At 68.0% G+C, this 16,385-nt stretch carries 17 protein-coding genes and 1 pseudogene; 12 read left to right on the forward strand and 6 right to left on the reverse strand.

The features are described from left to right. Positions 1-32 precede the first annotated feature (32 nt). Complete coding sequence (locus WT97_RS34270; protein WP_156440309.1) at positions 33-365, forward strand: hypothetical protein; 333 nt, start codon at positions 33-35, stop codon at positions 363-365. Here the strand turns inward: WT97_RS34270 and WT97_RS22200 are convergent. Continuing rightward, positions 337-1,497, reverse strand: a complete 1,161-nt coding sequence (locus WT97_RS22200; protein WP_060354458.1) for a porin — start codon at positions 1,495-1,497, stop codon at positions 337-339. The two genes, WT97_RS34270 and WT97_RS22200, sit on opposite strands and share 29 nt — an antisense overlap. A 627-nt stretch (positions 1,498-2,124) precedes the next feature. Here WT97_RS22200 and WT97_RS22205 point away from each other — a divergent pair. Next, positions 2,125-2,880, forward strand: coding sequence for a hypothetical protein (locus WT97_RS22205; RefSeq protein WP_060354439.1), 756 nt, complete (start codon positions 2,125-2,127; stop codon positions 2,878-2,880). A gap of 15 nt (positions 2,881-2,895) precedes the next feature. On the opposite strand, the gene WT97_RS22210 is transcribed toward WT97_RS22205, so the two are convergent. Continuing rightward, the gene (locus WT97_RS22210) at positions 2,896-3,783 is read right to left on the reverse strand and encodes a LysR family transcriptional regulator (protein WP_060354440.1); all 888 of its coding nucleotides are present in this window, start codon (positions 3,781-3,783) and stop codon (positions 2,896-2,898) included. Positions 3,784-3,895: 112 nt separating this feature from the next. Between WT97_RS22210 and WT97_RS22215 the strand changes: the two genes are divergently transcribed. After that, complete coding sequence (locus WT97_RS22215) at positions 3,896-4,321, forward strand: VOC family protein (RefSeq protein WP_059502055.1); 426 nt, start codon at positions 3,896-3,898, stop codon at positions 4,319-4,321. A gap of 131 nt (positions 4,322-4,452) precedes the next feature. After that, on the forward strand, positions 4,453-5,037 hold the full coding sequence (locus WT97_RS22220) for a flavin reductase family protein (protein ID WP_060354441.1): 585 nt from the start codon (positions 4,453-4,455) through the stop codon (positions 5,035-5,037). A gap of 33 nt (positions 5,038-5,070) precedes the next feature. On the opposite strand, the gene WT97_RS22225 is transcribed toward WT97_RS22220, so the two are convergent. After that, positions 5,071-5,967 carry a LysR family transcriptional regulator gene (locus tag WT97_RS22225; RefSeq protein ID WP_059792504.1) on the reverse strand — a complete coding sequence of 299 codons (897 nt, stop codon included), beginning with the start codon at positions 5,965-5,967 and terminating at the stop codon, positions 5,071-5,073. 97 nt (positions 5,968-6,064) lie between these two features. On the opposite strand from WT97_RS22225, the gene WT97_RS22230 reads away from it, so the two are divergent. The 4 genes and pseudogenes from WT97_RS22230 to WT97_RS34990 form a co-directional block, all read left to right on the forward strand. Beyond that, positions 6,065-7,363, forward strand: a complete 1,299-nt coding sequence (locus WT97_RS22230) for a CitMHS family transporter (protein WP_060354442.1) — start codon at positions 6,065-6,067, stop codon at positions 7,361-7,363. 40 nt (positions 7,364-7,403) lie between these two features. After that, the gene (locus WT97_RS22235) at positions 7,404-8,762 is read left to right on the forward strand and encodes an acyclic terpene utilization AtuA family protein (RefSeq protein ID WP_060354443.1); all 1,359 of its coding nucleotides are present in this window, start codon (positions 7,404-7,406) and stop codon (positions 8,760-8,762) included. Continuing rightward, positions 8,762-9,073 carry a hypothetical protein gene (locus WT97_RS22240; RefSeq protein ID WP_060354444.1) on the forward strand — a complete coding sequence of 104 codons (312 nt, stop codon included), beginning with the start codon at positions 8,762-8,764 and terminating at the stop codon, positions 9,071-9,073. The genes WT97_RS22235 and WT97_RS22240 overlap by 1 nt, the downstream gene beginning before the upstream one ends. A gap of 31 nt (positions 9,074-9,104) precedes the next feature. Continuing rightward, positions 9,105-9,218 (forward strand): annotated as a pseudogene (locus WT97_RS34990) (topoisomerase IV); the annotation flags it as partial. Positions 9,219-9,260: 42 nt separating this feature from the next. On the opposite strand, the gene WT97_RS22245 reads toward WT97_RS34990, so the two are convergent. Together WT97_RS22245 and WT97_RS22250 are read right to left on the reverse strand one after the other, a co-directional pair. Next, on the reverse strand, positions 9,261-10,190 hold the full coding sequence (locus WT97_RS22245) for a phosphatidate cytidylyltransferase (RefSeq protein ID WP_059502067.1): 930 nt from the start codon (positions 10,188-10,190) through the stop codon (positions 9,261-9,263). Between the two features lie 37 nt (positions 10,191-10,227). Next, the gene (locus WT97_RS22250) at positions 10,228-10,860 is read right to left on the reverse strand and encodes a lysophospholipid acyltransferase family protein (protein ID WP_059502129.1); all 633 of its coding nucleotides are present in this window, start codon (positions 10,858-10,860) and stop codon (positions 10,228-10,230) included. 466 nt (positions 10,861-11,326) lie between these two features. On the opposite strand from WT97_RS22250, the gene WT97_RS22255 reads away from it, so the two are divergent. Genes WT97_RS22255 through WT97_RS22270 form a run of 4 tightly spaced genes read left to right on the forward strand, consistent with a single transcriptional unit; the run spans position 11,327 to position 15,619 of the window. Further along, positions 11,327-11,932 carry a CDP-alcohol phosphatidyltransferase family protein gene (locus tag WT97_RS22255; protein ID WP_060036401.1) on the forward strand — a complete coding sequence of 202 codons (606 nt, stop codon included), beginning with the start codon at positions 11,327-11,329 and terminating at the stop codon, positions 11,930-11,932. 59 nt (positions 11,933-11,991) lie between these two features. Beyond that, positions 11,992-13,761: a bifunctional alpha/beta hydrolase/class I SAM-dependent methyltransferase gene (locus WT97_RS22260; RefSeq protein ID WP_059502070.1), complete on the forward strand. Its 1,770-nt coding sequence runs from the start codon at positions 11,992-11,994 to the stop codon at positions 13,759-13,761. Next, entirely contained in the window at positions 13,758-15,167 is a 1,410-nt protein-coding gene (locus WT97_RS22265) for a phosphatase PAP2/dual specificity phosphatase family protein (protein ID WP_060354445.1), read from the forward strand. Before WT97_RS22260 ends, WT97_RS22265 begins: the two co-directional genes overlap by 4 nt. Beyond that, the gene (locus tag WT97_RS22270; RefSeq protein WP_059502074.1) at positions 15,167-15,619 is read left to right on the forward strand and encodes a hypothetical protein; all 453 of its coding nucleotides are present in this window, start codon (positions 15,167-15,169) and stop codon (positions 15,617-15,619) included. Before WT97_RS22265 ends, WT97_RS22270 begins: the two co-directional genes overlap by 1 nt. A gap of 16 nt (positions 15,620-15,635) precedes the next feature. On the opposite strand, the gene WT97_RS35125 is transcribed toward WT97_RS22270, so the two are convergent. Continuing rightward, positions 15,636-16,082 (reverse strand): diguanylate cyclase domain-containing protein, encoded by a 447-nt coding sequence (locus tag WT97_RS35125; RefSeq protein WP_082751470.1) that lies wholly within the window; start codon positions 16,080-16,082, stop codon positions 15,636-15,638. Positions 16,083-16,385: the final 303 nt, after the last annotated feature.

Consider the following 16,385-nt stretch of genomic DNA (forward strand, 5'->3'; position numbering starts at 1 on the left):
AAGCGGGCAAATGGCTCGCGTCAAACTTTCCTTTGCATTTGTCCACGCGTGCGCCGCGCATTTTTATCGCGCCGGATCACGGGTCGAGACGATGGCCGATCGGTAAAAATGGCTGGCATTTGCGCGCATGCGATTACAACGGCAGCGACTGGATCCTGACGTATTACGTCAGTTGCGCGATGAAACTGGCGATGAACGGAGCGAAAAGGGGAAATCGTCCAACAGCCGTTGCCGAGGCGAAGGAAAGCGGCATGAAAAACGGCGGCCGAAGCCGCCGTGTGCGCGATGCGAAGGCGCCGGCCACGCCGCGCGTAGCCGGCCGTCTCGAGCATGCCGTCAGAAGCGGTGACGCAGGCCGAGGTTGACCATCGTCTGCGAGCTCGTGCCCGCATAACCGTACGATCCGATCGATGCCTGCGCGGCCATCGAGCCGCCGTTGCCGTCGCCGGTCTGGCCGCTCGCGTGCTGGTACGCGGCGGTCAGGTAGACGTCGGTGCGCTTCGACAGGCTGTAGTCGGCGCCGGCCGATACCTGGTGATAGGTCGCCGACGTGTCGCCGCCCGAGCGCGTGTAGCTGTAGCCGACGCCGACGAGCAGCGCATTCGTCGCCTGGTAGTTCACGAAACCTTGCCCCGTGTTGTAGTGCTCGTTCGAGCCGAACACCGAACTTGCGTCGCGGCGGTACTGCGCGTTGCTGTAGCCGAGGCCGAACGTGAACGGGCCGGCGACGTACTGGCCCGCGATGCGGGCGATGCCGAGCGAGTGCGCGCTGGCATAGCCGCTGTTGATCGGGCCGTCGAACGTGCCGTCCGACGAACTGGTCCAGCCGTTGCGCAAGCCGTTCGACGCGGGGCTGTTGGTCGCGTGGAAGTAGCCGCCCGCGACGCTGAACGGCCCGTTGTTGTACGACACGGCAGCCGAGTACGATTGCGCGGCGCCGGTGCTGCCGGCGATGCCGCCGAACGAATACATCGCCGAGAACTGCAGGCCCGCATAGACGGCCGACGTGTACTTCACCGCATTGTCGACGCGAAAGCTGTTGTCGTAGTTGTCGACGTCGCCCGGCGTCGCGAACACGCTGCCGAGGTAGTTGTCGGCGGTGATGCCCTGCACGAGATCGACGAGCGGATCGTACTGGCGGCCGAACGTGAGCGTGCCGTAGCGGTCGCTCGTCAGGCCGACGAAGGCTTGCCGGCCGAAGAGACGGCCGCCCTGGCCCTGCCGGCCGTTGCTCGGGTCGAAGCCGTTCTCCAACTGGAACAGCGCCTTCAGCCCGCCGCCGAGATCCTCGGTGCCTTTCACGCCCCAGCGGCTGCCGGCCAGATTGCCCGCGCTGCTGTTGCCGAGCATCCACGCGTTGTCCTTGCCTTGCGCATGGTTCACATAGGTGAGCGACGTGTCGATCACGCCATACAGCGTGACGCTCGACTGCGCATGCGCGACGGGCATCGCCGTGATCGACGCGAACGAAATCAGCGAGAGGGTCGTGCGTTTCATTTTCATCTCCTTGCGCATGGTGGGTTCGTGATTCGGAATGGCAGGAGACTACAGAGCCGCAATAAAACGGCAAAAATGAAATTCTTCGTTGTGGCCTGATGCCGACAGGCACATTCCCGGAAACTCACTTTTGAGGGATTTGGATTATTGAGCGGTGTGTATCAATGGATTGCCGTTTCTCGATTTTTCCATTGCGTTTTGCGCGGGGTGTGATAATTCGGCGCGATATTCGGGTGAATGCCCGCAGGCGCGATATTGTTATCGATCCGTCAAATCATTATTTAACGAATCGAATTGGCCGGCCCGGAACGAATGTGATAACCGCGCGCGATTCGCATCCGGCGGCGGTATCGACTTCGCCATCCGTCGCTGCGTCAGCGTCGCTCGCGTACCGAAACCGCGGTCACCATCTCGTTTTGTATATAATAATCATTCTCATTTACAAAATGGTTGACGCCTGCGCACCCCGGAACCCGGCCATGTCCGCTGACAAACTGTCCCTCCATCGAGAAATCGACGCCCTCCATGCCGGCCGCCACGTGTGGCTGCGCGGCTGACCACGCTGCAGGTCCGACCATACAATCGCCGCGGCCGTTACGCCGGCGCGCGGCTTCGACAGGAATCCAGATGAATCTGAAGACGAAGACCGGCGCGCGCCGCCGCTTGTTGCGCACGATCGTCGGTGCGGTGCTTGCGCTGTCCGTGGGCGTCGGCGTCGGCGCGGGCGCGTCGGCACCCGCATTCGCCGCCGATGCGCCGCAGCCCGTCACGCGCGTCGCGATGCTCGTGCAGTTGCACGGCCCGAACCTGAAGGTCGACGAACGCATCGGCCAGCATCTCGGCGAACGCGGCTACGCGGTGCGCCTGATCGACGAGGCGGCCACGCCCGATGCGGCGCGCGACGCCGATCTGGTGGTGATCTCGTCGACGGTATCGTCGAAGAACGTGCGGCCCGGCTGGCGCACGCTCGACAAGCCGCTCGTGACGTGGGAAAACGACCTGCTCGACGATCTCGCGATGACGGGCAAGCGGCACGACGTCGACTTCGGCGAAACGGGCAAGGAGCGCTACCTGTGGCTCGTCAATGCGCCGCATCCGATGGCGGCCGGGCTGCCGGCCGGCGCGACGAACGCGTACGGCAAGCAGGCGCCGATGAGCTGGGGCAAGCCGGGGCTCGGCGCGATCACGATCGCGACCGTGTACGGGCAACCCGACAAGGCCGCGATCTTTGCATACGAGAAGGGCGCGACGATGGACTACGAAACGCTCGCGCCGGCGCGCCGCGTGATGTTCTTCCTCGACAACGACACGTTCACGAACCTGTCGCCGGCCGGCATCGCGCTGTTCGACGCGGCGGTGGATTGGGCGGCCGGGCGGCGCTGAGCCGCCACGCGTCGATCACGCGGCCGGCAACGGGCGCCGCCGCGACGCTGCGTCGATGAGTTGCGCCAGCGTCTGCGCGGGTTCCGACATCGTGCGCCGTGCGCGATGCACGAGCCCGATGTCGCGGTGAAACGTGTGATGCCCGAGGTCGATCGCGCGCACGCCGGCCGGCCAGCGGCGATAACCGGCGGTCTGCGGCACGATCGCGACGCCGACGCCGTTTTCGACCAGCTTGACGATCGCGTCGAGCTCGTCGAGTTCGCAGGTGTCGCGCACCGCGATGTGCATCTTGCGCAGAAAGCGGTCGACCTGACGGCCGCCGAACGACCCGCGGTCGTAGCGCACGAACGGCTCGCGCGCGAGCAGGGCGGCCCAGTCCTTGCCTTTCACGCCGCGCGGCACGATCAGCCGGAACGGCTCCTGCGCGAGCGTCGTCCAGTGCAGGTCGCTCTGCAGCGCGAACGGCGGCCGGATGATCGCGGCCATGTCGATTTCGCCCGCATCGACCCGGTTGACCAGCTCGATCGACAGCCCGGGTATCACGCGTGTCCGGCACGCGGGATGCAGGCGATGAAACTCGGCCAGCGCGGCAGGCAGCAGCGCGCTCTGCACCGATGCGATCGCGCCGATGGTCACGCGCACGGCGGCCGGCGAGCCGGGCGCGGTCGAGCTCAGGTTCTCGTACAGGCCGATCAGCGCCTGCGCCTGGTCGAGCACGTGATGGCCCCGCTCGTTGAGCCGCGCCGATCGCCCTTGCCGATCGAACAGCGCGAAGCCGAGTTCGGCTTCGAGACGCTGCATCTGCGCGCTCACGGCCGCTTGCGTGAGTCCGATACGATTGCCGGCCGCGGCAAAGGTGCCTTCCCGGGCGACGGCGACGAGGGTTTTCAGCTCGCGGATCATTCATCGATTCCGTTTGTGAATCGCAAAATTATATATTGATTTAATTTTTGCTCGGCCTTGTCTAACATGGTGCGGTCCTCGCGCCACGCGAGCATTTCTTCACGAGGCCATCATGAGTCTTTCCCCGTTTCACCTGGCGATTCCGGTCTACGACCTGCCGGCCGCACGCGATTTCTACGGTCGCGTATTTGGGCTCGCGGAGGGGCGCTCGAGTGCACAGTGGGTCGACTTCGACTTTTACGGGCATCAGCTCGTGATCCACGAGCATCCGAAAACCGCATCTCAGGAAGGCGCGCATACGAATGCGGTCGACGGTCACGACGTGCCGGTGCCGCATTTCGGGATCGTGCTCGACTGGGCGAGCTGGGAAGCGCTGGCCGAACGCTTGCGCACGTTCGGCGTGACGTTCGCGATCGAGCCGTATGTACGGTTCCAGGGGCAGGTCGGCGAACAAGCGACGATGTTCCTGTTCGATCCGTGCGGCAATGCGCTCGAATTCAAGGCGTTCCGCGACATCGGCCAATTGTTCGCGAAGTAACCGGCAGCGGCGCGGCGCCGATCGAAATCGGATGAGAGAATGCAGCCGGCGGCCCGAGCGCGCGCAGGTGCGACGGCCGGCGCCGCGCCGCACGGCATCCGTCCGTGCGCGCCGTTCTCCAAGGAACCCGTATGGACAGTCACATCGCTCCGGTGGAGCTGAAGAAAGCCTACCGTCTCCTCAATCACGGCCCGACCGTGCTCGTGTCGGCCCGCCACGAAGGCGTCGACAACGTGATGGCCGCCGCCTGGGCGTGCGCGCTCGATTTCCTGCCGCCGAAGCTGACCGTCGTGCTCGACAAGTCCGCGAAGACGCGCGAACTCGTCGAGCGCAGCGGCACGTTCGTGATTCAGGTGCCGACGGCCGCGCAACTGCAGCTCACGCATGCGGTCGGCAGCCACAGCCTCGCGCAGCGGCCCGACAAGCTGCGCGAAGCGGGCGTCACGCTGTTCGACGTCGAAGGTCACGACCTGCCGTTCGTCGCCGGCTGCTCGGGATGGCTCGTGTGCCGGTTGATTCCGGAGCCGCACAATCAGCAGACCTACGATCTGTTCATCGGCGAGGTGGTCGGCGCATGGTCCGACACGCGCGTGTTCCGCGACGGCCACTGGTATTTCGAATCGGCCGACCCCGCGCTGCGCAGCCTGCACTACATCGCGGGCGGCAATTTCTATGCGATCGGCGAATCGCTGCACGTCGATCCGGACGCGCAGTAAGCGCCGGACGCACTGTCGCGGATCGGGCGCGCTTCATGCGCGCTTTTTCAATTCCGCGAGCATGAGGTCGGCGAACGCCTGCGCGACGCGCGGCAGCGTGCGCCCGCGCTTCACGACGAGCGCGATCGGCCGTACGAACGCGCGATCGTCGATCGGCTTCGCGACCAGGTCGGGCTCGGCGCGCACCTCCCGTGCGGTCGCGGGCAGGATCGTCACGCCGAGGCCGCCGCGCACCATCGCGACGGCCGTCATCATGTAGGTGGGCTCGCATGCGATATCGGGCGTGCAGCCGGCCGCTTTCAGCGCAGCATCGACGACGCTGCGCACGCTCGTGCCCTGCGCGGTGAGCACGAGCGGCACGCCGGCGACGTCGGCGGTGCTCACGCGGCGCTTGCGCGCGAGCGGATGATCCTTCGGGCATACGGCGACGAGCCGGTCGGCGCCCGCGTACAGCACCTCCAGCGTCGCATCGAACGTGTCGCCGCCGGTCAGCCCGAGATCGGCTTCCTCGTTGCGCACCAGCGCGGTGACGAGGCTCGCGACGCCGTCGCGGATCTCGAAGCCCGCGCGCGGCACGTCGCGCCGGAACGACTGGATCAGCTCCGGCAGCACGCTGGACGCGAAGGTCGGCAGGCAAGCGAGCCGCACCGTGCCGCTCGTGCCTTCGCCGAGCGCGCGCGCATCGCGCAGCACGCGCTCCATGTCGTCGAGCGAGCGCTGCAACAGCGGCAGTAACTCGCGCCCGGTCTGCGTGAGGGCGACGCTGCGGCTGTTGCGGTCGAACAGGCGCGCGCCGACGATGTCCTCGAGCCGGCGAATCTGCACCGTCAGCGCCGGCTGCGACAGATGCAGCCGCGCGGCGGCGCGCGTGAAGTTGCCGGCGTGCGCGACGGTGACGAACGCGCGAATGTCGCGAAGATTCAGATCCATAACGGTTCGTGATTGCTGCGATCAAATCATTTCAATTGTGCTATCGCTGCGCCGACCTTACGCTCGTCTCCAACAAAAGACAAGGTAGGAGACACCGATGCTGCCGTTACTCGGGCTGGGCACGATCGTCGTGCTGCTGGCCGCGATTCTGTCGAAGCGGATGTCGCCGCTCGTCGCGCTGATCGTCGTGCCGATCGCCGCGTCGCTGCTCGGCGGCTTCGGGCTGCACACCAGCAAATTCGTCATCGACGGGCTGAAGGGGCTCGCGCCCGTCGTCGGGATGTTCGTGTTCGCGATCCTGTATTTCGGGACGATCACCGACGCCGGCACGCTCGATCCGATCATCGACCGGATCCTCGGCGCGGTCGGCACGCGGCCGACGCGCATCGTGATGGGCACGACGCTGCTCGCGCTGCTGATCCACCTCGACGGCTCGGGTGCCGTCTGCTTTCTCGTGACGATTCCTGCCGTGCTGCCGCTGTACGACCGATTGAAGATGGACCGGCGCGTGCTGGCCGCCGCCGTGTCGATGGCCGCGGGCATCAACTTCCTGCCGTGGACCGGGCCGATGATTCGCGCGTCCGCGTCGCTGCACCTGCCGGTGTCGGCGCTGTTCAATCCGCTGATTCCGGTGCAGGCGATCGGGCTCGTGTTCGTGTTCGGCGTCGCGTACTGGCTCGGGCGGCGCGAGGAGAAACGGCTCGGGCTGTCGCGCAACGATGCGTCGATTCCGTTGCCCAAACGCGAGCTGACCGCCGACGAGCAGGCGCTGCGCCGGCCGCACCTGTTCTGGTTCAACCTCGTGCTGACGTTCGTCGTGCTCGGCACGATGGTCGTGATGGGCGAGAAGATTCCGCCCGCGATCATGTTCATGGTCGGGCTCTGCATCGCGCTGATGGTGAATTACCCCGACGTCGACATGCAGCGAAAGCGCATCGACGCGCATGCGCGCGCTGCGCTGATGATGGCCGGCATCCTGCTCGCGGCCGGCGTGTTCACCGGGATCATGCAGGGCAGCGGGATGCTGAAGGCGATGGCGCAGGCGGCGGTCGGCTTCGTGCCGCCGTCGATGGCGGGCCATATCCCGGTGGCGCTCGGTCTCGCGTCGATGCCGCTCAGCATGCTGTTCGATCCCGATTCGTTCTACTTCGGCGTGTTGCCGGTGATCGCGGAAGTGGCCGGCCAGCTCGGCGTGCCGGCCGTGCAGGTCGGGCAGGCGGCGCTGCTCGGCCAGATGACGACGGGGTTCCCGGTCAGCCCGCTCACGCCCGCGACGTTCCTCGTCGTGGGCCTGTGCGGGATCGAGCTGGCCGAGCACCAGAAATTCACGTTTCCGCTGCTGTTCGGCGCGTCGATCGTGATGACGATCGCCAGCGTCGCGCTCGGCATCTTTTGATTCTTCCCGGCGGCGCATTTCGCCGGACGACGGTACGGACATGACAGCCATGCAAACTGAACGACGCGTGCGAATCGGCGCGGGCGCCGGCTACTCGGGCGATCGGATCGAGCCCGCGGTCGAACTGGCCGAACACGGGCAGCTCGACTATCTGGTGTTCGAGTGCCTGGCCGAGCGCACGATCGCGATCGCGCAGCAGGCGCGCCGCAACGATCCCGCGCTTGGCTACGATCCGCTGCTCGACGCGCGGATGCAGGCGGTGCTGCCGGTCGCGGCGGCCAGGCGCGTGCGGATCGTATCGAACATGGGTGCGGCGAACCCGTGCGCGGCCGCACGGCGTACCGCGCAGATCGCGCAGTCGCTCGGCATCGCGGGACTGACAGTCGCGGCGGTCGAAGGCGACGACGTGCTCGACGTCGTGCTGCGCGGCGCGTTCCGTTTCGAGGAATCGGGCGATGAAGTCGCCGCGTATCGCGACCGCATCGTGTCCGCGAACGCGTATCTCGGCGCCGCGCCGATCGTCGATGCGCTCGCGGCCGGCGCGGACGTCGTGCTGACCGGCCGCGTCGCCGACCCGTCGCTGTTCGCCGCGCCGCTGATCCATGCGTTCGGCTGGCGGATGGACGACTGGGACACGCTCGGCCAGGCGACCGTCGTCGGCCATCTGCTCGAATGCGCGGGGCAGGTGACGGGCGGCTATTTCGCCGATCCTGGCTACAAGGACGTGCCGAATCTCGCGCGGCTCGGCTTCCCGATCGGCGAGGTCGCGGCCGACGGCTCGGTCGTGATCACGAAGGTGCCGCATGCGGGCGGCCGCGTGAGCGCGGCGACCTGCAAGGAACAACTGCTCTACGAGATTCACGACCCGTCGCGATATCTGCAGCCCGACGTCGTGGCCGATTTCACGCGCGTGGCAGTCGCCGAGGAAGCGGCCGATCGCGTGCGCGTGACGGGCGGGCGCGGCACCGCGCGGCCCGATACGCTGAAGGTGTCGGTCGCGTATGTCGACGGCTGGATCGGCGAAGGCCAGATCTCGTACGGCGGCCCGGGCGCGCTCGCCCGTGCGCGTCTTGCACTCGACATCGTTCGCGAGCGGCTCGCGCTGACCGGCGTCGCGGCGAGCGAATTGCGCTTCGACCTGATCGGCGTCGATGCGCTGTATGGCGACGCGACGCCGGCCGCGCGCGGCGAGCCGGCCGAGGTGCGCGTGCGGGTGGCCGGCCGGGCGGCGAACGCCGCCGAAGCCGCGCGGATCGGCAACGAAGTCGAGACGCTCTATACGAACGGGCCGGCCGGCGGCGGCGGCGCGTTCAAGTCGACGCGCGAGGTGATCGCCGTGCAATCGGTGCTGCTGCCGCGCGCGGCCGTGACGCCGTCGTTTTCATTCGTGGAGGCCTGATGCAACTGCGTGAACTCGCGCATGCGCGCACCGGCGACAAGGGCAATACGCTGAACGTGTCGGTCATCTGCCGCGATCCGCGTCATTACGATCATCTGCGCACGCATCTGGATGCGGAGGCGGTCAAGGGATGGCTTGCGGGCATCGTCCACGGCGACGTCGTGCGCTACGAGTTGCCGGTGCTCGGCGCGTTCAACTTCGTGCTGCGCGATGCGCTCGGCGGTGGGGTGACGCGCTCGCTCGCGCTCGATGCGCACGGCAAGTCGATCAGTTCGGCGCTGCTCGCGATCGAGGTGCCGGATCCGGCGTAACGCTGGCGTAGTGCCGGGACGGGGCCGGGCGCTCACGGAATCGGGCACGCGCGGCGACAAGACCATTCATACGCACTACACGGTGAAGTTCGACGCCGCGTGCGGGCGTCAAGTCGTGCCGAAGGCGCTGCGCGACGGATACTGAGTCGTCGCGCGCCGGAACGGGCGGCGTTACGCCGCCCGCGCATCACACGTACAGGTAGCGCACGAGGTGAAAGAACACCGGCGCGGCGAAGCAGATCGAATCGACGCGATCGAGCATGCCGCCGTGGCCGGCGATCATCGAGCCCCAGTCCTTCGTGCCGAGCGAGCGCTTGACGGCCGACAGCACGAGCCCGCCGACGAAGCCGGCGATCACGATCGCGAGCGAGATCCCGAACGCCGCGCCGAAGCCGAACGGCGTCACGCGATACAGCGACGCGCCGCACAGCGTGGCCAGCAGGCCGCCGCCGACGAAACCCTCGATCGTCTTCGACGGCGACAACTGCGGCGCGATCTTGCGGCGTCCGAACAGTTTGCCGACCACGTACTGCAGCACGTCGCTGATCTGCACGACGAACAGGAAGAAGAACAGCAGGAGCGCGTTCTGCCCCGCGTAGTGCGGAATGTCGAGGATCAGCACGGCCGGCGCGTGGCTCAGCCCGTACACGCACACCATCAACGCCCAGTTGATCTTCGCGTTGCGGCTCAGGAATTCGCGCGTGTCCTGCGTGAGCGCCGATACGAGCGACATCGCGAAGAACAGGTGCACGGGCACGAAGATCGAGTACATCCCGTACCAGTTGATCCCGAGCAGCAGGTACTGCACGGGGATCGCGACGAAGAACGCGATGAAGAGCGTCGTATGGTCGCTCGCCGTGGTCGGCGTGAGCGTGATGAATTCGCGCAGCGTCAGGTACGACAGCAGCGCGAACACCAGATACGTGACGTTGTTGCCGAGGCCGATCGCGATGGCCATGATCGCGATCATCGCCCACCATGCGCGGATGCGCTGGTTCAGGTTGACGATGGTCGCGCTCGTGCCGCCGCTGCGCGCGCCGAGGATCGCGCCGATCACTGTCGCGACGACGAGCACGCCCGTGACGCCCGCGACCAGTTCCCAGAAGAGGGTTCGCATGGTTGATATCCGGAAAAGGGAGGAGGGGGCGCCGCGTTCAGCCGGCCGGCCGCTGCGGCGGCGCGAGCGCGATGACCGCGTCGCGCATGCGGGCGAGGAACGTCGGCTTGTCTTCCTGAGCGCCGAGCGCTTCGTTCGCGCCGAAATGCACCTTGCAGATCAGCGGCACGGGCCAGATCGCACCCTTCGGCATGATGCGCTGCAGGTTCTCCAGATAGACGGGCGCGAGCGCGACGTCCGGGAACTCCGTTGCGAGATGGAACAGCCCGCTCTTGAACGGCTGCGGCAGCACGTCGGCGCCGCGCGTGCCTTCCGGGAAGATGATGATCGAGTGACCCTGCCGCAGCGCATCGCGCACCGGGTCGAGTGGATCACCGCCGCTTTCGCGATGACGGTCGATCAGCACGACGTTCAGCAGCTTCTGCGCGATGTGGCGCTTCAGGTTGCTGCTGTCCCAGTAGTCGCGCGCGGCGACCGGCCGCACGACTGCACGCACGTCGCGCGGCAGCGCGGCGAGGATCGCGAGCGTGTCGATGTGGCTCGTATGGTTCGAGAAATAGATCTTCTGCGTCGGCGACGGCGGCGCCTGATGCCAGACGGGATACGCGCCGGCGACGAGCCGCACGATGGACAGCAGGAAGTCGCGCTGCCAGACGTTGAGAATGTTCATCGGCGCGCCGGCTCCTGCATGCATGCCCGGCCCGCTGCGCACGCGCGGCGGACGGAACCCCGGAATGTCGGCGCGGCAGGATGCGCGCCGGATCGCTCTCGTTTAGATTTTTTCAAGTTCGTGGCTGCCTGTCGCAGGTCCGCGATAATCGGACGATTCGCCGTTGCACGCTGTTGCATCGCGGCGAATGCGCCGGTCGGCGGCGTGATAATCGGCTGTTGCACGAGTGCCCGTTTGCAGTTCGAATCGATCTCGCTGCGATCGGGCCAGCGGATTATCGCGAGTTTCGACGAAAAACGCCAGATTGGCGCCGCCGGGGGCCCGGGCCGCATGCTTGACGCAGCGAGGCCGCTCGGCGACGATGAGGGCCGTTCAATCCAGGCCGGCGACGGCCGTTTCGCCGCCCGGGGCATGGCGGCGGGAAACGTATCCGATCGTGCCGCGCGAATAATACGAATACGAAACGATGAGCCTCTACGCACTCAAACCCAAATTCCAGGACCGTCTGCGCCCGTTCGCGAATTCGCTCGCCGAACGCGGCGTCACCGCCAACCAGGTCACGCTGTTCGCGGCCGGCGGCTCGATCGTCGTCGGCGCGCTCGCGGGGCTCGGCGTGTTCGCCCGCGTGCTGTTCCTGCTGATTCCGTTGTGGCTGTTCGCGCGGATGGCGCTCAATGCGATCGACGGGATGCTCGCGCGCGAGCACGGGCAGAAGAGCACGCTCGGCGCGTACCTGAACGAGCTGGGCGACATCGTGTCCGATGTCGCGCTCGTACTGCCGTTCCTCGCCATTCCCGCGTTTGCGCCGGCGGACGTCTGGCTGTTCGCGCTGACAGCGGTGATCGTCGAATGCGCGGGGCTGATCGGCCCGCTCGTCGGCGCGACGCGCCGCTACGACGGCCCGTTCGGCAAGAGCGACCGGGCGCTGGCCCTCGGCGCGTTCGCGCTGTGGATCGGCTTCGGTTTGCCGGTCGGCAGTGTCGCCGCGTGGCTGTGGCGGCTGCTGATCGTGCTGTCGATCGTGACGGCGGTGCGGCGCGTCCAGGCGGGCATTGCCGAAGCGGGCGGCTGACGGGCCGGGCGCCGGAGGGCGGCGCCACACGATTCGAACAACGAAACGAGAGAGATCGCATGAGCACACGCACGGCCCGTGAGGCCGACTTCGTCACGCACGACGGCGAAACGCTGTTCTATCGGCACTGGCCCGCGACGGGCGCACGCTGCCGCGGCGCCATCGTGCTGCTGCATCGCGGGCACGAACATTCGGCGCGCGTCGCGCACCTCGTCGACGAGCTCGACCTGCCGGATTTCGCTTTTTTCGCGTGGGACGCACGCGGCCACGGCCGCTCGCCGGGCGCGCGCGGCTACAGTCCGAGTGCGGCTGCGTCGGTGCGCGACCTGCAGACCTTCGTCGAGCATATCCGCGACACGCACGGCATCGCGATCGAGGAGATGGCCGTGGTCGGCCAGAGCGTCGGCGCGGTGCTCGCGGCGACCTGGGCGCACGACTATGCGCCGCCGATCCGCGCGCTCGTCGTCGCGTCGCCGGCGTTCCACATCAAGCTCTACGTGCCGTTCGCGCGACCGGGGCTGCGGCTGATGCACAAGCTGCGCGGGCTGTTTTACGTGAACAGCTACGTGAAGCCGAAATTCCTCACGCACGATCCCGAACGGATCGCGAGCTACGCGTCCGATCCGCTGATCACGCGGCCGATCGCGGTCAACATGCTGCTCGACCTGCACGATACCGCGCAGCGGATCGTCGCCGACGCGGCCGCGATCACCGTGCCGACGCAATTGCTGATCTCGGGCGCCGACTGGGTCGTGCATCGCGGCCCGCAGGACCGCTTCTTCGAACGGCTCGGCTCGGCGCGCAAGGAGCGCATCGTGCTGCCGGGCTTCTATCACGACACGCTCGGCGAGCGCGACCGTGCGCAGGCGCTCGCGCCGCTGCGTGCGTTCGTGCTGCGCGAGTTCGATGCGCCGAGCCCGCGCGTGTCGCTCGCCGATGCGGACCGGCGTGGCGCGTTCCACGACGAATACGCGGCGCTCGTCCGGCCGCCGGCCAACGTGTTCGCCCGTGCGTACTGGGCCCTCGCGCGCGCCGGCCTGAAAGCCGGCGGCGCGCTGTCGGACGGCATCGCGCTCGGGCTGCGGCTCGGCTTCGATTCGGGTTCGACGCTCGACTACGTGTACCGCAATCGCGCGCAGGGGCGACTCGGCGTCGGCGCGCTGATCGACCGCACGTATCTCGATTCGCCGGGCTGGGTCGGCATCCGCCAGCGCAAGGTGCATCTGCAGGAATTGATCGGCGCGGCGATCGGCCGCCTGCGCGGGCACGGCTCGCCGGTGCGGATCGTGGACATCGCGGCCGGCCACGGGCGCTACGTGCTCGACGCGATCGCGATGGCCGCCGAGCGCGACGGCGCGGCGCCCGACGACATCACGCTGCGCGACTACAGCCCGCCGAACGTCGAGGCCGGGCGCGTGCTGATCGCGCAGCGCGGCCTCGAGCCGATCGCACGCTTCGAGCGCGGCGACGCATTCGACGAGGCGTCGCTCGCGACGCTCGAGCCGCGGCCGACGTTGGCGATCGTGTCGGGGCTGTACGAGCTGTTCGGCGAGAACGCGCTGATCGAGCGCTCGCTGCGCGGGCTCGCGCAGGCCGTGCCGCCAGGCGGCTATCTCGTCTATACGGGGCAGCCGTGGCATCCGCAGCTCGAATTCATCGCGCGCGTGCTGAACAATCACCGCGGCGAGTCGACCTGGGTGATGCGCCGCCGTTCGCAGGCCGAAATGGACGAGCTCGTCGCGCGGGCGGGCTTCCGCAAGCTCGACCAGCGGATCGACGAGATGGGAATCTTCACGGTCAGCCTCGCGCAGCGGGTCGACGCGTCATGAGCGCGCTCGGCGGCGGCGCTGGCGCGGGGAGCGGGCTGGCCGAGCCGGCGGCCGGCGCGCGCGACGCGTCGTTTGCGCTGCGCGTCGGCTGGCTCGCGCCGATGGGCGCCGTATTCTTCTCGACGTACGGCTTCGCGAACTGGCTAGCCGCCCGCCGCGCCGCGGTGCCGACGTTCGCGTTCGGCTGGGAGCATGCGATCCCGTTCGTGCCGTGGACGATCGTGCCGTACTGGTCGATCGACCTGCTGTATGCGCTGTCGTTCTTCTTCTGGACGCGCCGCGACGATCTGCTCGATCACGTGAAGCGGCTCTTGACCGTGCAACTGGTGTCGGTCGCGTGCTTCATCGCGTGGCCACTGCGCTTCGGCTTCGAACGGCCCGACGCGGGCGGCATGGCCGGTGCGCTGTTCACGCTGCTGATGGGCTTCGACAAACCGTTCAACCAGGCGCCGTCGCTGCATATCGGCTTGCTCGTCGTGCTGTGGGCCGTCTATGCGAAGCACCTGCGCGGCACGTTCGCGCGCGTCGTGCTGCATTCGTGGTTCGCGGCGATCGGCGTGTCGGTGCTGACGACCTACCAGCATCACGCGATCGACGTGCCGACCGGGGCGGCCGTCGGCTGCCTCGCGCTGTTCTTGTTTCCGTTGCGCGATGCGACTGGCCGATTGCCGGGCGCCGACGCGTCGCCGTGCGCGGCCAGTCGCGCGCTCGCGCGCCGCTATGCGTGCGGTGCCGCGCTGGTCGCACTCGCGGCGCTGGCGTGCGTGCCGCGCGCGCCTGGCTGGGCGCTGGCGGCAGGGTGGGTCGCGCTGGCGCTCGCCTGCGTCGCCTGGGCCTACCGGCGCGGCGCGCCCGGCGCGTTTCAGAAAGATGCGCACGGGCGGTTTCCGGTTTTCATCGGCTGGCTGCTCGCGCCGACGATCGCCGGCGCGTTCGTCAATTCGCGGTTGTGGACGTTCCGGCAGCCGGCGCCGGTGCGGATCGACGAACGCGTGTCGATCGGCCGTACGCCGACGACGCGCGACATCCGGCGCCACGGCTTCACCGCGCTGGTCGACCTGACCGCCGAGATGCCGCGCTGGGCCGCGGCCGATGCATCGTTCGTGTATGCGTGCGTGCCGCAGCTCGACCTCGTCGCGCCGACGGCGGCGCAGCTCGCGCGGGCCGTCGCGGCGCTCGAACGCCTGCATGGCGAAGGGCGCGACGTGCTGGTCTGCTGCGCACTCGGCTACGGGCGCAGCGTGCTGTGCGCGGCTGCCTGGCTCGCGGCGCGGCGCGGGCTGACGAATGCGCGCGACGCGCTGGCCGCGGTGCGCGCGGTCCGGCCGCATGCGGTGTGGTCGGAGGAGGGCGTGGCCGTGCTGCAGCAGTGGATCGATCGCCGTTGCGACGGGGGGGACGGGTGATGCGCGATCCGTGCGCTCCGTTCAGGATTGCCGCCGCGCGCGGCGCGCTCGATGCGGGCGTGTGGGCGATCGCGGCCGCGCTGGCTGCGGCCGGCGCGGGCGGGTGGATCGCGGCGGGCTGGCCGCCGGCGACGCTCGCCCGCGTGCTGCTGGCCGCCGTCAGCACGGGATCGGGGATCGCGGCGCTGTGGTACGCGGTGCGCATCGAGATCGATCGGCGGCTGTTCGCCGCATTGGCGCGGGCGGCGGGAAGTCATGCATCGGTCGACGACGGGCTCGCGGCGCTCGACCGCGCGCTCGTCGATCTGGGCTGGATCGACGCAGCGAAGGCGGGGCGCACGCTCGACGCGCGCGTGCGCGGCGCGGTCCGGCTGTGCCGGGCTGCCGTGCTCGTCGCGGTCGTGCAGTGGATCGTCGTCGGGATCGCGATCGCGGGGCGGCCGATCGGCTAGCGATGCGTGCCAGGCGTCATGCGGGCGCGGAGCGCCGCGACCGCATTCGCTTGGCTTTGTACATCGCCCGATCCGCCCGCTCGATCAGCGCATTCATGTCGGTGCCGTCGGCCGGCGGCGTCGCGATCCCGATCCCGATGCCGATGCCGACACCGAGCCGCAGCGCATGTCCGTCGAATCGGAACGATTTGCCGACCTGCCGCGCAAGCCGTGTGCTTCGCCCATGCGCGGAGGACAGGGTGGTGGGGTCGACGATTTGATCCAGGTCAGTTTTCCGCGAAGAAAATCCGTCGCGCGGCGCGTGCTTGCGGTAGCATACGCGCCGCCCGCGGCAGCGTGTTCCGCGCGGTCTGCAAGGATCGCGGCCGAGGCCCGGCGAGCCGTCCCGCGCCGGCAATATGCCGGTCCGGCCGTCCGACGGGCAACGGCGCAATTCTTGCCATTCACGCTTCCTGCGCAACATTTCCGACCGAATTGAGGTTTTTTCGCTTCTCAGTCGCGAATCGCGGTGAGTTTCGTTCTATTTTTGAGATAGTGTGACGAATGGGCGGGCGCCGGTGCCAGGCGCTTCGCCACGCGACGAACGGATCATTGAAGAATCCGCCGCGTCGTTCCGATAAATCAATCAGGCCATATCCGCGTTACACGACGCGCAACATATATGAGGGGAAGCAGAGGGGATGCGCACTCACGGGCATAGCTGCTTTGCGCGCGTCGATTTCGACGCGCAGGATGACCGGACGATCGTGACGCAGCGGAGCGGCGC

The sequence above is a fragment of the Burkholderia sp. MSMB1459WGS genome, assembly GCF_001534535.1.
Classification (GTDB): Bacteria; Pseudomonadota; Gammaproteobacteria; order Burkholderiales; family Burkholderiaceae; genus Burkholderia.

Coding starts and splice junctions, on each gene's coding strand:
- WT97_RS22200 (WP_060354458.1), bottom strand. CDS start 1,497: ATGAAACGCACGACCCTCTCGCTGATTTCGTTCGCGTCGATCACGGCG.
- WT97_RS22205 (WP_060354439.1), top strand. CDS start 2,125: ATGAATCTGAAGACGAAGACCGGCGCGCGCCGCCGCTTGTTGCGCACG.
- WT97_RS22210 (WP_060354440.1), bottom strand. CDS start 3,783: ATGATCCGCGAGCTGAAAACCCTCGTCGCCGTCGCCCGGGAAGGCACC.
- WT97_RS22215 (WP_059502055.1), top strand. CDS start 3,896: ATGAGTCTTTCCCCGTTTCACCTGGCGATTCCGGTCTACGACCTGCCG.
- WT97_RS22220 (WP_060354441.1), top strand. CDS start 4,453: ATGGACAGTCACATCGCTCCGGTGGAGCTGAAGAAAGCCTACCGTCTC.
- WT97_RS22225 (WP_059792504.1), bottom strand. CDS start 5,967: ATGGATCTGAATCTTCGCGACATTCGCGCGTTCGTCACCGTCGCGCAC.
- WT97_RS22230 (WP_060354442.1), top strand. CDS start 6,065: ATGCTGCCGTTACTCGGGCTGGGCACGATCGTCGTGCTGCTGGCCGCG.
- WT97_RS22235 (WP_060354443.1), top strand. CDS start 7,404: ATGACAGCCATGCAAACTGAACGACGCGTGCGAATCGGCGCGGGCGCC.
- WT97_RS22240 (WP_060354444.1), top strand. CDS start 8,762: ATGCAACTGCGTGAACTCGCGCATGCGCGCACCGGCGACAAGGGCAAT.
- WT97_RS22245 (WP_059502067.1), bottom strand. CDS start 10,190: ATGCGAACCCTCTTCTGGGAACTGGTCGCGGGCGTCACGGGCGTGCTC.
- WT97_RS22250 (WP_059502129.1), bottom strand. CDS start 10,860: ATGAACATTCTCAACGTCTGGCAGCGCGACTTCCTGCTGTCCATCGTG.
- WT97_RS22255 (WP_060036401.1), top strand. CDS start 11,327: ATGAGCCTCTACGCACTCAAACCCAAATTCCAGGACCGTCTGCGCCCG.
- WT97_RS22260 (WP_059502070.1), top strand. CDS start 11,992: ATGAGCACACGCACGGCCCGTGAGGCCGACTTCGTCACGCACGACGGC.
- WT97_RS22265 (WP_060354445.1), top strand. CDS start 13,758: ATGAGCGCGCTCGGCGGCGGCGCTGGCGCGGGGAGCGGGCTGGCCGAG.
- WT97_RS22270 (WP_059502074.1), top strand. CDS start 15,167: ATGCGCGATCCGTGCGCTCCGTTCAGGATTGCCGCCGCGCGCGGCGCG.
- WT97_RS35125 (WP_082751470.1), bottom strand. CDS start 16,082: ATGTTGCGCAGGAAGCGTGAATGGCAAGAATTGCGCCGTTGCCCGTCG.